This is a genomic window from Qipengyuania rhodophyticola (assembly GCF_042493225.1).
Classification (GTDB): Bacteria; Pseudomonadota; Alphaproteobacteria; order Sphingomonadales; family Sphingomonadaceae; genus Erythrobacter.
Genome location: NZ_CP170454.1, coordinates 666,728 through 680,133, shown reverse-complemented (window position 1 = coordinate 680,133; position 13,406 = coordinate 666,728). Strand labels below are relative to the sequence as shown.

Below are 13,406 nucleotides of genomic sequence, written 5' to 3'. Positions count from 1 at the left end.
ACCGTTTAGGTTATATATTACTCAGCAGACAAACCAATTAAGCTGACAGCGCATCCGCTTCGATTGCGTATAGGCCATCGGCTCCAGCGGTTGCGCCCGCTTTCAGCCCAGCGGCCTCCGGCACGATCCGATCGAGGAAGAAGCGCACGGTAGCTGGCTTGCTTACTGCCAAGGCTGGGGCGTGCCCTGCGGTAACAGCATCCGCCTGTTTGATCAGCTGCCAGCCGGCGGTGGCCACTGCAAACATGGTGCAGAACGGTACGCTGCCGGCCAAGCGGTCATCGAGGCTCGCCTCGCTGCGCATCCACTCGGCAATACCTATGCAATCCTGCGCGAGCGCTGCCAGAGCGGGTTCTCCCACCGCATCCCGGGCAATCTCCTGGGCCAAACCGATTAGCGCGTCGCCGCCTTCCATGCCGAGTTTGCGCGTAACCAGGTCAGCGGCCTGAATGCCATTGGTGCCCTCATAAATCGGGGCGATGCGCGAATCGCGCCAATGCTGGGCCGCGCCTGTCTCTTCGACAAAGCCCATCCCGCCATGGATCTGAATGCCGAGGCTGGCGACTTCGATGCCGATATCGGTGCCCCATGCTTTGATTAGCGGAGTGAGTATTTCGCCGCGCATGGCCGCAGCTTCATCGCCCAAAGTGCCGCGATCGACTTGGCCGGCGGTGTAATAGAGCAGCGCGCGCGAGCCCTCGGTCAGCGCCTTCATCCGCATCAGCATGCGGCGCACGTCGGGGTGCTGAATAATCGCTACGGGCTCTTTATCACCTGAGCCCGCACGGGCCGATTGAACGCGGTCAGTCGCATAGGAAATCGCCTGCTGCGTGGCTCGCTCGGCGATCTGTACGCCCTGACTGCCGACGTTGATGCGCGCATTGTTCATCATCGTGAACATCGCCATCAGCCCGCGATTTTCCGCACCGATCAGCTCGCCAATACACTCGTCATTATCGCCATAGCTCATCACGCAGGTCGGTGAGGCGTTGATCCCAAGCTTATGTTCAAGGCTGACGCAGCGCAGATCGTTTTTGCCGCCAAGGCTTCCATCGGCATTCACATGATACTTTGGCACGATGAAGAGCGAGATACCGCGCGTGCCTTCTGGCGCATCTGGCAGGCGCGCGAGCACGAGGTGAATGATATTGTCCGCCAGCTCATGCTCACCCCAGGTGATGTAGATCTTTTGGCCTTTGATCCGGTACCTGCCCGCATGCTCGCCTTCTGTGATGGGCTCAGCGGTACTGCGCAGGGCGCCGACATCGCTGCCTGCTTGCGGCTCGGTCAGGTTCATAGTGCCTGACCACTTGCCGCTCACCAGATTGGGCAGATATTGCGCTTGCTGAGCCTCACTGCCGTGATGCTCCACTGCCTCAATCGCGCCAACTGAGAGCATTGGTAGCAGATTGAACGCCATATTCGCGGTGCCGAGGTTTTCGAGCACATTGCAGGCGAGTGTGAAAGGCAGACCCTGCCCTCCAAACTCAGCTGGCGAAGCAATCGCATTCCACCCCTGCTCGACATAGGTGTCATAAGCCGACTTGAACCCGTCGGGCAGGCGAACAACCCCATTCTCCAGTTTTGCGCCTTCCAAATCACCAATTCGGTTAAGCGGTGCAAACTCGCCAGCGGAAAATTGGCCTACGCCATCGACGATTGCCTCAACCATATCGGGCTCAGCGGCAGCAAACCGCTCGGACTGAGCAAGCTCTTCGATGCCTGCGTTAACGCGGATGGCGAGCAATTGGTCTTGCGTGGCGGGGGTATAGGGAATCACGTGTTTGAACCTTTTGTTTGGGCTTTGCAGCAATGCGAAATATAGCGCTCAGCCATGACCCGCAAGAACGTTACGGAAACGGTACCGGCCGATGCAGAAGGAATCGCGAAAGCGGCTGCGATTCTCAAACGCGGGGGGCTGGTCGCGGTTCCGACAGAGACGGTTTATGGCCTGGCGGCGCGGGCTGACAGCGCTGAGGCCGTGGCCAAGATTTACACGGCTAAGGGACGGCCAGACTTCAATCCGTTGATCGTGCATGTCTCGGATCTGGAGCAGGCGCGAAGATTGGTGGATGTGAGTGCCGCGGCGCAGGACATGGCCGCTACACATTGGCCGGGTCCGCTCACCTTGGTTCTACCCAAGCGCAAGGATGCATCGCTTGCACCAGCAGTGACGGCTGGTTTGCCGACCGTGGCGGTGCGCGCTCCTGCACATTCCGTTATGCGCGGCTTGCTCGAGGCGGTGGATTTTCCACTTGCTGCACCATCTGCCAATCGCAGTGGGTTTATCAGCCCGACGACTGCTGAACATGTCTTGGCGTCGCTTGATGGGCGCATTGATATGGTGCTCGATGGCGGCGTCTGCGCGCAAGGTGTTGAGTCGACGATTGTCGCATTGCGCGAAAATGGCGAGTTGGAGGTGTTGCGACCCGGACCGATCACCACCAAAGGCGCGGCGCCTCATCAGCTTTCGTCAATCGAGGCTCCAGGTCAGCTCGCGAGTCATTACTCGCCGGGCAAGGCAATGCGGCTCAATGTTGAGCTTTCCGAAGTTGCGCCAGACGACTTTGTGATAGGGTTTGGCGAGGTCGCAGGTGATTGCAACTTGTCGGAATCTGGCGATCTGAAGCTGGCGGCATCACGGCTTTACGACTGCCTGCATCAGGCCGCAGCCAGCCCCAAGCCGCGCATTGCCATTGCCCCTATCCCGGAAGAGGGGATTGGCGTTGCTATCAATGATCGTTTGCGACGGGCCGCTACTCCGCCTGACTAAATGCTAACCCTCTGGCTCAACCGGAATGGTCGGGAGCAGCTCTTGCATCTCGTCATAGGTCTCGCGCGCATCTTTGCACGCGCTGCGGTCCCCATCCTCGCAATCCTCAACCTCTTTTTCATAGCGCCGCTCAAGCTTCGCCAAGCGCTCCTCGCGTCGACGGATCTCGCGGCCGCGCTTCTCATCGGCTTCAGACTGACTGGTGGTCGCCAGATCAACGCCCTTACTCACGACTTTGACGGGCGCAGTCGCCACATCCAGCGCGGCTTTGGCAAGGCATCCAGACAGGAGCGGCGCGGCGGCCATCAGCAATAGAAACGAAAAGCGGCGCATGAGGTGTTCCCTTCACACGCCGCCTTAGTGGACCCGCGCTTGATCCTCAATGAACTTGAGCCAAGCGGATGCGATTACTCGTCGCTTGCCTCTTGGTCAGTTTTGGCTTCTGGCTCGGCAGGTTTACAGGTGAGCTTGCCTGAACCCATCGCATTAACGCTGCAGGTTGCGCGGCCATAGACCGTGACATTGCCTGATCCCATAATGGTCGCATCAACCTCACCATCGGATGCGAATGCGCCACTGCCCGATCCTGCAATGGTGATGTCAGCAGTTTCAATGGTCAGCTCGTCGAGCTGCGCTTGACCCGATCCAGCAATGTTAAGCTCAAGATTGGAGAGCGTTCCCGCTGCACCGACTTGGCCTGAGCCCATCACATTAAGGTCGAGTTTTGATGCAGAAAGACTTGCCACGTCAATCCGCCCAGATCCGGCGATAGTGATATCAGACTGTTCGGCCATTGTTTGCGCAGCGATGTTGCCAGATCCGGCCATCACCAGCGATTTCGGGCTGGGCATGGTCACGCGTACTGTGGCGACGCGGCCATCGCCGTCAAAATCGGGTTTGCGCATAATTCCGATTGTGTCTTCGTCGAGTGTGAAGCGCATAGCCTCGGTTACGTCATCATCGCCCTCAACATTGATGGTCAGAGCATCGCCCTGCGTGATGACGACACTGTCGGGTGAGGCGAGGACTAACTCATCAGGAGCTGCTCCGCTTAGATCAAGCTCGGACAGCGGTACGCCGTCTTCGTCATTGATCGTGATGTTCATGCCGCTGCACCCGGTGACCATCGCACCCATGGCGAGGGCCGCTGCAGGCGCGATACCTTTGAGCAATTTAGTGATCATTATGCTGATGCCTTCCAAAAAAGCCGAGCGCAGCGCCCGGTCTCAGTCCCGTATTGCCGATATAATACACTGCGGCTGCCCATTCAAGGGTTTTGGCATGCTGGGGGCGGGGCGGTTTGGGCGATCAACATGAAAAAGGCCGCTGACGCGGATAGTGCGCAAGCGGCCTCTTTCATGAACGCATGAGAGCGCGGCTAAGCGGTGCTTAGTCCTCTTCAGTGCTCTCATAATATTGCGGTGCGTGCGTGCGCAGCACGTCGAGGATTTTCTCGAGTGCAGCTGGCTCGTCAGTCTTTTCCATGGCTGCGAGTTCGCGTGCCAGACGGCTCGAGGCCGCTTCGAAGATCTGCCGTTCAGAATAGGACTGCTCCGGCTGATCTTCCGGACGGAAAAGATCGCGTGTCACTTCGGCGATAGAAACGAGCTCACCTGAGTTGATCTTCGCTTCATATTCCTGAGCGCGGCGGCTCCACATGGTTCGCTTGACCTTGGGCTTGCCCTTCAAGGTCTCCATCGCTTCCTTGAGCGTCTTGTCGCTGGAGAGCTTACGCATGCCAATCGATTCGACCTTGTTGGTCGGAACGCGCAGCGTCATCCGCTCTTTTTCGAAACGCAGCACATAGAGCTCAAGCTCCATGCCCGCGATTTCTTCATTCTGCAGTTCAATGACACGGCCAACGCCGTGCTTTGGGTAAACAACGTAATCGCCTACATCAAAGATGTTTGCTTTGCTCGCCATGCGAGTTCCTTTCAAATTCGGCCGTTTTCTGAGCTTTACCAAGCAGCGGTGTAAGCGATCCGTGTCCGCGTGCCATGCCTAGCGCGCGGTGTTAAGATTCACCGATTTTGGGATGCTCCCGACACTGTATCCGTAACAAAAACGCCGATTTCTCGGCGCGATTGATCGCTTTTGTAGCATAAGTGAAAGAAAATTGCGAATCGCAATTCAATTTGCAAAGCGTGGGCGTGCAAGCCTTGTGCTAAAGCACGCGCTTCCGCTTCCATGTGAGCACTGGCCTTAGTCGCCTTCGCCTGGCTCTTCCGAGAAGAATTTCTCAAATTTGCCTTCTACGCCCTTGTGGTCATCAGCGTCCGCAGGCGGTTCTTTCTGTGTGGTGATATTGGGCCATTCGGCAGAGAATTTGGTATTCACCTCAAGCCATTTCTCCAGCCCGTCCTCTGTGTCAGGCAAGATCGCCTCAGCGGGGCACTCTGGCTCGCACACACCGCAATCAATGCATTCGCTGGGATTAATGACCAGCATGTTTTCGCCTTCGTAAAAGCAATCGACAGGGCAGACCTCGACGCAGTCAGTGTATTTGCATTTGATGCAGGCGTCGGTGACGACATAAGTCATTGTTGTGGCATTCCCTTCTTAGAGCGTTCTGGCTTAAGACCAGTACTTGGCGAGGGTGCTAATGCGGATTGCGCAGCCCCGTCAAGCGCCAGATCGCAAGTCGTGGTAACAGCCCTGTGCCTCTTGCGGGGGTCCGCGCCGTTTTGGCAGCGCGGTAATCTCAATGAGCTTGACCACATCGCCCACCGGAATGGTCAGGACATCGCCAGGCATTACCGTATGGCTGGAGCGGGTGATGCGGATGCCGTTGCAGCGTAAATGGCCGCGCCCGACGAGCTTTGCAGCGAGGCTGCGCGTGCGTGCGAACCGCAGGTAGCAGAGCAATCTGTCAATCCGCATGGCTCCCGCTTTGCTCATGCCAAGAGACTCGTTCTTACGCCCAATCTAGCGCACCAAATCCGCCAAAGCGGCAAAGGCGTTTCCGGGTTTGGGCTCCGATTTCCGGCTGTTATTGGGATTGCCCGCGCGCGTTCCGGATGGTTTGGCGTTTTTGGCGTTCTGTTTGCTGCGGTGCTTGTTTTGCCCATGTGGTCTCCCGCGCGATGGGCGCCACTCCCACCGATCAGGGCGCGGCGGACCGAATGCACCTTCAGTCAGCGGCTTGGCGCGTTGAACGCGAAAACCGGCCTGACCCAGCAGCCGGATGGCGTTTTCTTCCTCCAGCCCGATCGAAATTGGCAAAGCGAGGTCGAGCACAAACTTCGCGCGTTTCTTGCCAGCTTCTTGCGCCTTTGCCTGCACCTTCGCGCGCGTTTCATGGGTGGCGCGGACAATCTTCTCGGCAAGATCAAGCCGGATCGCTTGGCTGCCCGCATGACGATATCCGGATGGGAGTTTTTTGCGGTCTGCGATCACTGGCAGCATCGCCTCTTCCAGCGCGCGGCGGTCAATACCCAGCGCATGAAGCAGTTGGCGCGGTGCGGGTTTCAGCAGGGCTGGCGCGAAGATATCGAGCGCACCAAAAGTTACACCGATTTTACGGAGGAAGGGGCGCATCTCCTTGGGCAGATGCTCAATGCCCGCCTTCTCGCGCGCGACATGGCCGTGGCCCGCAATCAGATTAAGCAGCAATGCGCGAGCCTGCGAGCCTGCCTCCGGATCGCGGGCCGCCATGTGCAGTTTTTCGAGAGGCTCAAGCGGAGCAAGCTTTGCGGTGAGCCACACCTCCAGCGCCTCTTTCAGTTTCGCTTTCGAACCATCGGGCAATGCCTCGATTTCTTTTGCGACCGTTAGAACCGGCGCGAGCTGGCCATCGCGAATCTCAAGATCGGCCAGCAGATGGCCTTTCCAACGCAGCGCGCCGCGTGCGATCGACACATCCTCCAGACTGCTTTCCGCTAGCTCTTCCGCCCTCTTACCCAGAATGCTGGGAAGGCCCTTCTCACCTGCCGCGAGCAGCATCTTTCTGTCCGCATGGCTTCCTGCATGATCGGCGATAAAGCGGAAGCCCTCGACTTTGCCGATGGGCTCGTCTTCGACAAATACCGCGCCATCATCATCGAGAGTAATCGGCAGCGCCGATGCATCCTGTCCCAGCGATTTCATCAGGATCGTCGTCCTCCGGTTCACAAATCTTTCGGTCAGACGCCCGTGCAGAGCATCTGACAGCTTGGCCTCAACGCCGCGTGCCCGCGCCGCCATTTCATCACGCGCCAGCACCCAATCGGGCCGCTGACAAATATAGGCCCAACTGCGCACCGCAGCGATGCGCCCTTGCAGCGTATCAATATCGCCGGACATATTGTCCAGCTCGGCTATCCGCGCCGCAACATAATCCGCGCCGAGATAGCCCTCACACAGATCCTGCCACAGCCGCGCGACAAAGCGAGCATGGACATCCGGCCCGCGCGCACGAAAATCGGGCAGCGAACATGCTTCCCAAAACCGCCGGACAGAGCCTGCGCCCTTGATGCTTTGCGCGAGCGGCTCTTCGGCAAGGCGCTTCAGCGTGACAAGATCAATTGCGGGAGGCGGTGTGCGCAGTACGTCATGCCGAGGGGGTTGTTCTAGATCGCCGATAAGCACCGGAAGCGTGTCAAAACGCGGCTCTGCATTGCGCCAAAACAGCTTGGTGACGGGGGCAAAATGATGCTCCTCAATCGCGTAAATCTCTTCCTCGGTAAACTCCGGGACTGCCGCGCCGCCGCGCCCCTCGCGTTTACCTATGCCCGCTAGCGTTCCGAATGTCCCATCGCGTTGATGCCGCCCCGCGCGCCCAGCGATCTGCGCCATTTCGGCCGGGGTTAGCCGCCGCGTGCGCTGCCCGTCAAATTTGGTTAGTCCCGCAAAGGCCACATGATTGATGTCGAGATTGAGCCCCATGCCAATCGCATCAGTGGCGACGATGTAATCCACCTCGCCCGACTGAAACAACGCGACTTGTTTGTTGCGCGTTTCCGGGCTGAGCGCGCCCATGACCACGGCAGCACCCCCGCGAAAGCGCCTGAGCATTTCGGCCACTGCATAAACCTGCTCAGAGCTGAAGGCGACGATTGCGCTGCGCGGCGGCAGACGGGACAGCTTGCGCGGACCGATATGGGTCAGCGTTGAAAAGCGCGGGCGGTCGCTGATCTCGGCTTTCGGTACCAAAGCTTCAACCATAGGCGCCAGCGTCGCCGCGCCCAGCAGCAAAGTCTCATCACGGCCGCGCGCGTTCAAAAGCCGGTCGGTAAAGATATGCCCGCGCTCCCGGTCGGCCCCGATTTGCGCTTCATCCAGCGCCACGAAAGCCGCTCCGCCGCCACCTCGCGGCATCGCCTCAGCGGTACAGCACAGATAGCGTGCGCCTTCCGGCTCAATCCGTTCTTCGCCTGTGATCAGCGCAACTTCGCGCTCCGGCTTGATCTTGCAGAGCCGGTCATAAACCTCGCGCGCCAGCAGCCGCAGCGGGAAGCCCATGCACCCGCTCGAATGCGCCACCATCCGCTCAATCGCGAGATGCGTTTTGCCGGTATTGGTCGGGCCGAGAACCGCTTTGATGGAGGCGCCGTGTTGCACACCATAATCTTTGCCATTCGCGCGAGCCGCACACAAGCCAGCAGCGCCAGTCTTTCATCAACTCCCATGCTTCATCCGGCCAGATGCTCATTTCATCGCAGAGGGGACTCGCATGGGCGCGGATTAAGCCGCCCTTAACTTTGATAGCCCAAGAAATTGAGTCAGGGACGTCGCAATAGGCTCGGGTCCTTGCACTCGGGCAAATATCACAGCAGAGAGAAGGCACGAGCCGCCCTCATGATGAGCCGATGACAGAAAATTTTTCAAGCGAGACACCTGCGACCAAGACATCTTGGTCAGACCGTGCCGCGCGGCTTGATCTTGCACCTGACCTTGGCGCGAATATCGGAAGCGGCCGCTGGTTCCGGGGGCTGGGGACTATGGTTGGTCTATCGGCCGTTGCATTGGCCTTCTGGCCCAATTTCGCCCCGCTAGAAGCTGCTCCTACGCTCGATCTTGACCAGACTGCGCGCGACGAGTTTCGCAGCCAGATGATCATGCCGCTTGCACTGGGCGGTGATACTGGCCGCCGGATGGGCGCGACGCCAGCTGTGCGCCCGCTCACCGCTGCGCCTGAGCGCCCTGAGATACAGCTGGTCGCCACCCTTTCAGAGGGCGAGAGCTTTGGCCGTACGCTGCTGCGCGGAGGGATGGGCCAGGAAGATGTCAGCCGTGTGCTGGCGCTCATCGAAGACGCGATCCCTCTCGCTGAGATTGAATCGGGCACGCAGGTCGACATTACGCTCGGTCGCCGCCCTGCTGAGAATGCACCGCGCCCGCTCGATAGTCTCTCGTTTAGAGCAAGCCTTGACCTTGAGCTGACGATTGACCGGCTTTCGGATGGCGATCGGCTGGCCCTGAATAAGCGCATTATTCGCGTGGATGACACTCCGCTGCGTATTCGCGGCACTGTGGGTGAGAGCCTCTATCGGTCGGCAAGGGACGCCGGCGCTCCGGCAAGCGCCGTACAGGATTATCTCAAGCAGCTCGGTCAGCAAGTGAACCTGCGGCGCGACATTCGCTCCACTGATACCTTCGATATGATTATCGCGCATCGCCGGGCCGCGACAGGCGAGAGGCAGGCCGGCCAATTGCTCTATGCGGGCATCGACCGCGACGAAAAACCCAAATATCAGCTGATGCGCTGGGGCAAGGACGGTACCTTTTTCGAGGCATCGGGTGTGGGTGAGCAGCGCGGCGGTTTTGTCGCGCCGGTCCCAGGCCGGATTTCCTCGCGCTATGGCATGCGTCGCCACCCGATCCTTGGGTATCGCCGGATGCATGCTGGTATCGACTTCCGTGCGCGCTCTGGCACGCCGATCGTCGCTGTTACCGATGGCCGCGTTCTGAGCGCGGGACGCTCTGGCGGCTGCGGCAAGACAGTCAAATTGCGCCATGCTGGCGGTATTGACACGCGCTATTGCCATATGAGCCGGATGGCGGTGCAGCGCGGGCAAAGCGTGCGGCGCGGCCAGGTAATCGGCTATGTCGGTTCAACTGGCCTCTCAACCGGACCGCATCTCCACTATGAGATGTACCGCAACGGCAAATCAGTGAACCCCAACAGCGTCAAATTCGTCACCCGCGCGCAGCTAAGCGGGGATGAGCTCAAGCGCTTCCGTGAGACTCTAAAGAAGGTAAAAGCGGTGGAAGTGGGCGCGGCTCTTGAGGATTTGGAAGTCATGCCGGATGAGCTTGAGGAAGAAGCACCTGAGCGCGAGATCGACAAGCTCGATCAACCAGTTGAGGTTTCTGGCGGCTGACCAGCGATGCGCCGCGTGATGCGGCGAACAATTGCAACCGCTGCGTGAATGCGCCATGTCTCCCCGCATGACAGCTAGCTATCCCAATACGCGTTTGCGCCGCACCCGCGCCACCGGCTGGAGCCGGAGCATGCACCGCGAGAACATCCTCACTCCAGCGGATCTTATCTGGCCGCTTTTCGTGACCTCGGGCAAGGGGGTTGAGGATCCCATTCCAACGCTTCCCGGTGTCTCGCGGTGGTCCGTCGACAGGATTGGTGAACGCGCTAAAGAGGCTGTGTCTCTAGGCATTCCCGTCATCGCCATCTTCCCCAATACACCAGCGGACAAGCGCAGCGAAGGGGGCGAAGAGGCGCATAATCCCGACAATCTCACGTGCCGGGCGATCAAAGCGGTGAAGGATGCTTGCGGCGACGACCTTGGCATTCTCACCGATGTCGCGCTCGACCCTTATACGACTCACGGGCAGGACGGGCTGCTTGATGCAAATGGCTACGTCACGAATGATGACAGTGTGGCCATGCTGGTGGATCAGGCGCTCAATCAGGTTGACGCCGGATGCGACATCATTGGCCCCTCCGACATGATGGATGGCCGCGTCCATGCAATCCGCATGGCACTGGAGATGGGCGGGCACCATAACACCCAAATCATGAGCTATGCGGCTAAATACGCTAGCGCCTTTTACGGGCCGTTCCGCGATGCCGTGGGCTCTGGCGGCGCGCTGAAGGGTGACAAGAAGACTTATCAGATGGACCCTGCCAATGGGGACGAGGCTTTGCGCGAGGTCGAAATGGATCTGGCCGAGGGCGCGGACAGCGTGATGGTCAAGCCGGGCCTTGCCTATCTCGATATTGTGCGGCGAGTGCATGAGCGCTTTGCCGTACCAACCTTCGCTTATCAGGTGAGCGGCGAATATGCGATGATTGAGGCAGCAGTTGCGGCGGGTGCGGGAGACCGCGATGCGCTGGTGCTGGAGACGCTGATGGCGTTCAAACGCGCAGGCGCATCGGGCGTGCTGACCTATCATGCGGCGCATGCCGCGAGACTACTGAATGGCTGAAATGGGAGCTGAGTTTCGTCTGGAGACAGAACGGCTGGTGCTGCGCCAAATCGGCGAGGATGATGTGGATGCGCACCTTCAAACACTCAATTCTGGGCGTGTTATGGAGCGACTTGGCGGTCCGCGAACGCGCGATGAAATCGCTCAAAATCATGCGAAGACACGCGCGAGCTATGCGGAAGAGGGATTTGGCTTCCTGTTCGCCTATGAACTCACCACTGGTGAACTGGTCGGCCATTGCGGCATGAAGCGGGTCGATAACGAGCATGCGCCGAATCTCGGGGATCATGAAATTGGCTGGCTGATACGGGATGATCGTTGGCGCATGGGCTATGCTGAGGAAGCGGTTCGGGCGATTATGGGGTGGGCATTTCGTGATCATGACGCACCGCACCTTGTCGCACTTACGAGTACGGCCAATGCCGGCAGTTGGAATTTGATGCAAAAGCTAGGCATGGAGCGCCGCGCAGATCTTGATTTTACGGACCCCGAATTCCCGCCGGAAGACAGCCCAACCATTCAATATTCGATCACGCGTGACCGATGGGAAGCCGCCCAATGACTGAATTTCGCCTCGAGACAGAGCGGCTCATCCTGCGCGATTGGCGTGAGGAAGATTGGCCGCTGTTTTGGCGGCACTGCAACACGCCTGCGGTCATGCAGTGGCTGGGCGGGGTTGCTGATGAGGCGACGATGGCGGCGGCCAATGACCGGCTCGAAGGATATCGCCGCGACCATGGCCACACCTTCTGGGTGTGTGAGCGCAAGGATGATGGCGGGCATCTGTCCGGTGAGATCCTTGGCTTTTGCGGCCTCAAATGCTGCAATGAAGAAAACGGCCCGACGGGCGATGTGGAGGCGGGCTGGAGGCTGCGCGAAGATGCGTGGGGCAAGGGTTACGCCAAGGAGGCTGCGTTCGCCTCGCTCGAGGCAGGCTTCGAACAATTCGATGCGCCGCATATTATCGCGCTGACAGTGCAGGAAAACGCGCCTAGCTGGGGCCTGATGAAACGCCTCGGCATGCAGCGCCGCGAAGACCTTGATTTTGAGAGCAATCAGTTCGGCCCGGAATCTGTTATCGTCTATTCAATTACCCGCGAACAATGGGAACAGACCCAATGACAACCAAGGCGCGCTTTCCCGGTGCAAACATCATCCCCATTCACGGCAAAACACCGAAGATCCATGAGAGCGCCTTTATCGCGCCGGGTTGTACGATCATCGGCGATGTTCAGATCGGTGCGGAAAGCTCAATCTGGTACAATTGCGTGCTGCGCGCGGATGTCTTCACCATTCGCATTGGCGAGCGGACCAATGTGCAAGATGGCAGCGTGCTGCATTGCGACCCCCCGCGCCCGGGTGATGAGGCGGGCTCGCCGCTGGTGATCGGCGATGATGTGCTGATCGGCCATATGGCGATGGTTCATGGCTGCACCATTCATGACCGCGGCTTTGTTGGGTTGGGTGCGATTGCGATGAACAAGTCTGTGATCGGTTCTGACGCCATGTTGGCAGCCGGCGCCATGCTGACCGAAGGCAAAGTGATGGAAGAGCGGATGCTGTGGGCGGGCCGTCCGGCCAAGCCGCTGCGCGAGCTATCCGACGCTGCGATTGCGGGAATGCGCGCTGGGGTGATGCACTATACCGAAAATGCGAAGCATCACGGGGAAGCGGCGAAGGATTGTTTGGGGTAGTTGCCAGCGCGAGCGGCGCTGGCCCCAAAGCCTGGAGTTCCTAACTACCCGTATTCAGATGACGCATCATATGCGGGACTACGTCAGCCTTGCCCAGCTCAACGCCGTTTGCGCGCAAAATCGCGTAAGCGGTGGTGAAGTGGAAGTAGAAGTTGGGAAACACCCAATCCGCCACATAATCGGCTGCGCTCATTTTGAACTTCATGCCATTGGGCAAGTCGAGATCGACCATGGTGTCGTCGCTCATGAAGCTGGCATCACCCGCTTTGCCCAACAGCGATAGCGTTTCTGTGATCCGCGCTTTGGCCTCCTCAAGTGTCTCCGGATCCTCATCATTTGAGGCGATGTCTGTGCCCGCAACGGTGTTCAGCGCTTGAAGGGGGAAGTTGGCGATCATGCGAAATTGCGTAGCCAATGGCAGCATGTCGGGCGCGATCCGCGCGTCGATGAGGGTCGCCGCATCGCCCTGCGCAGCCGCCTTGTCGACAATACCGCCCAAAGCGCTGAGCATGTTGCGGAAGGTTGTGAGAGTGTGCGTTGATAGCTGCATTGCGATTCTCCAGTTGCAAATTGCA

The 13,406-nt window shown here is 59.1% G+C and carries 14 protein-coding genes; 6 read left to right on the top strand and 8 right to left on the bottom strand.

Going from position 1 to position 13,406, the window contains the following annotated elements; translation table 11 throughout:
- Nucleotides 1–37: 37 nt before the first annotated feature.
- Nucleotides 38–1,777: an acyl-CoA dehydrogenase gene (locus ACFCXQ_RS03155; protein ID WP_379554522.1), complete on the bottom strand. Its 1,740-nt coding sequence runs from the start codon at nt 1,775–1,777 to the stop codon at nt 38–40.
- 57 nt (nt 1,778–1,834) lie between these two features.
- On the opposite strand from ACFCXQ_RS03155, the gene ACFCXQ_RS03150 reads away from it, so the two are divergent.
- Nucleotides 1,835–2,773 carry an L-threonylcarbamoyladenylate synthase gene (locus ACFCXQ_RS03150; RefSeq protein ID WP_379553003.1) on the top strand — a complete coding sequence of 313 codons (939 nt, stop codon included), beginning with the start codon at nt 1,835–1,837 and terminating at the stop codon, nt 2,771–2,773.
- 3 nt (nt 2,774–2,776) lie between these two features.
- On the opposite strand, the gene ACFCXQ_RS03145 is transcribed toward ACFCXQ_RS03150, so the two are convergent.
- From ACFCXQ_RS03145 to ACFCXQ_RS03120, 6 genes are all read right to left on the bottom strand, one after another.
- Entirely contained in the window at nt 2,777–3,106 is a 330-nt protein-coding gene (locus tag ACFCXQ_RS03145) for a hypothetical protein (protein ID WP_379553001.1), read from the bottom strand.
- Nucleotides 3,107–3,180: 74 nt separating this feature from the next.
- On the bottom strand, nt 3,181–3,957 hold the full coding sequence (locus ACFCXQ_RS03140; RefSeq protein ID WP_379552999.1) for a head GIN domain-containing protein: 777 nt from the start codon (nt 3,955–3,957) through the stop codon (nt 3,181–3,183).
- A gap of 205 nt (nt 3,958–4,162) precedes the next feature.
- Nucleotides 4,163–4,696 carry a CarD family transcriptional regulator gene (locus ACFCXQ_RS03135; RefSeq protein WP_379552998.1) on the bottom strand — a complete coding sequence of 178 codons (534 nt, stop codon included), beginning with the start codon at nt 4,694–4,696 and terminating at the stop codon, nt 4,163–4,165.
- Nucleotides 4,697–4,975: 279 nt separating this feature from the next.
- Nucleotides 4,976–5,314 (bottom strand): ferredoxin FdxA, encoded by a 339-nt coding sequence (gene fdxA / locus ACFCXQ_RS03130; protein WP_379552996.1) that lies wholly within the window; start codon nt 5,312–5,314, stop codon nt 4,976–4,978.
- 81 nt (nt 5,315–5,395) lie between these two features.
- Nucleotides 5,396–5,671, bottom strand: coding sequence for an RNA-binding S4 domain-containing protein (locus ACFCXQ_RS03125; RefSeq protein WP_379552994.1), 276 nt, complete (start codon nt 5,669–5,671; stop codon nt 5,396–5,398).
- Nucleotides 5,672–5,698: 27 nt separating this feature from the next.
- The gene (locus tag ACFCXQ_RS03120; protein ID WP_379552992.1) at nt 5,699–8,311 is read right to left on the bottom strand and encodes a helicase-related protein; all 2,613 of its coding nucleotides are present in this window, start codon (nt 8,309–8,311) and stop codon (nt 5,699–5,701) included.
- A 248-nt stretch (nt 8,312–8,559) separates the two neighbouring features.
- Here ACFCXQ_RS03120 and ACFCXQ_RS03115 point away from each other — a divergent pair, with 248 nt between their 5' ends.
- The 5 genes from ACFCXQ_RS03115 to ACFCXQ_RS03095 all read left to right on the top strand — a co-directional run bounded on the left by ACFCXQ_RS03115 (nt 8,560) and on the right by ACFCXQ_RS03095 (nt 12,831).
- Entirely contained in the window at nt 8,560–10,074 is a 1,515-nt protein-coding gene (locus ACFCXQ_RS03115) for a M23 family metallopeptidase (RefSeq protein WP_379552990.1), read from the top strand.
- A gap of 67 nt (nt 10,075–10,141) precedes the next feature.
- On the top strand, nt 10,142–11,137 hold the full coding sequence (hemB, locus tag ACFCXQ_RS03110; protein WP_379552988.1) for a porphobilinogen synthase: 996 nt from the start codon (nt 10,142–10,144) through the stop codon (nt 11,135–11,137).
- On the top strand, nt 11,130–11,699 hold the full coding sequence (locus tag ACFCXQ_RS03105) for a GNAT family N-acetyltransferase (RefSeq protein ID WP_379552986.1): 570 nt from the start codon (nt 11,130–11,132) through the stop codon (nt 11,697–11,699). Before hemB ends, ACFCXQ_RS03105 begins: the two co-directional genes overlap by 8 nt.
- Nucleotides 11,696–12,259, top strand: coding sequence for a GNAT family N-acetyltransferase (locus tag ACFCXQ_RS03100; RefSeq protein ID WP_379552984.1), 564 nt, complete (start codon nt 11,696–11,698; stop codon nt 12,257–12,259). Before ACFCXQ_RS03105 ends, ACFCXQ_RS03100 begins: the two co-directional genes overlap by 4 nt.
- Nucleotides 12,256–12,831 (top strand): gamma carbonic anhydrase family protein, encoded by a 576-nt coding sequence (locus ACFCXQ_RS03095; RefSeq protein ID WP_379552982.1) that lies wholly within the window; start codon nt 12,256–12,258, stop codon nt 12,829–12,831. The genes ACFCXQ_RS03100 and ACFCXQ_RS03095 overlap by 4 nt, the downstream gene beginning before the upstream one ends.
- 40 nt (nt 12,832–12,871) lie before the next feature.
- Here the strand turns inward: ACFCXQ_RS03095 and ACFCXQ_RS03090 are convergent, their stop codons facing one another.
- On the bottom strand, nt 12,872–13,381 hold the full coding sequence (locus tag ACFCXQ_RS03090) for a DUF1993 family protein (protein ID WP_379552980.1): 510 nt from the start codon (nt 13,379–13,381) through the stop codon (nt 12,872–12,874).
- Between the last annotated feature and the right edge of the window lie 25 nt (nt 13,382–13,406).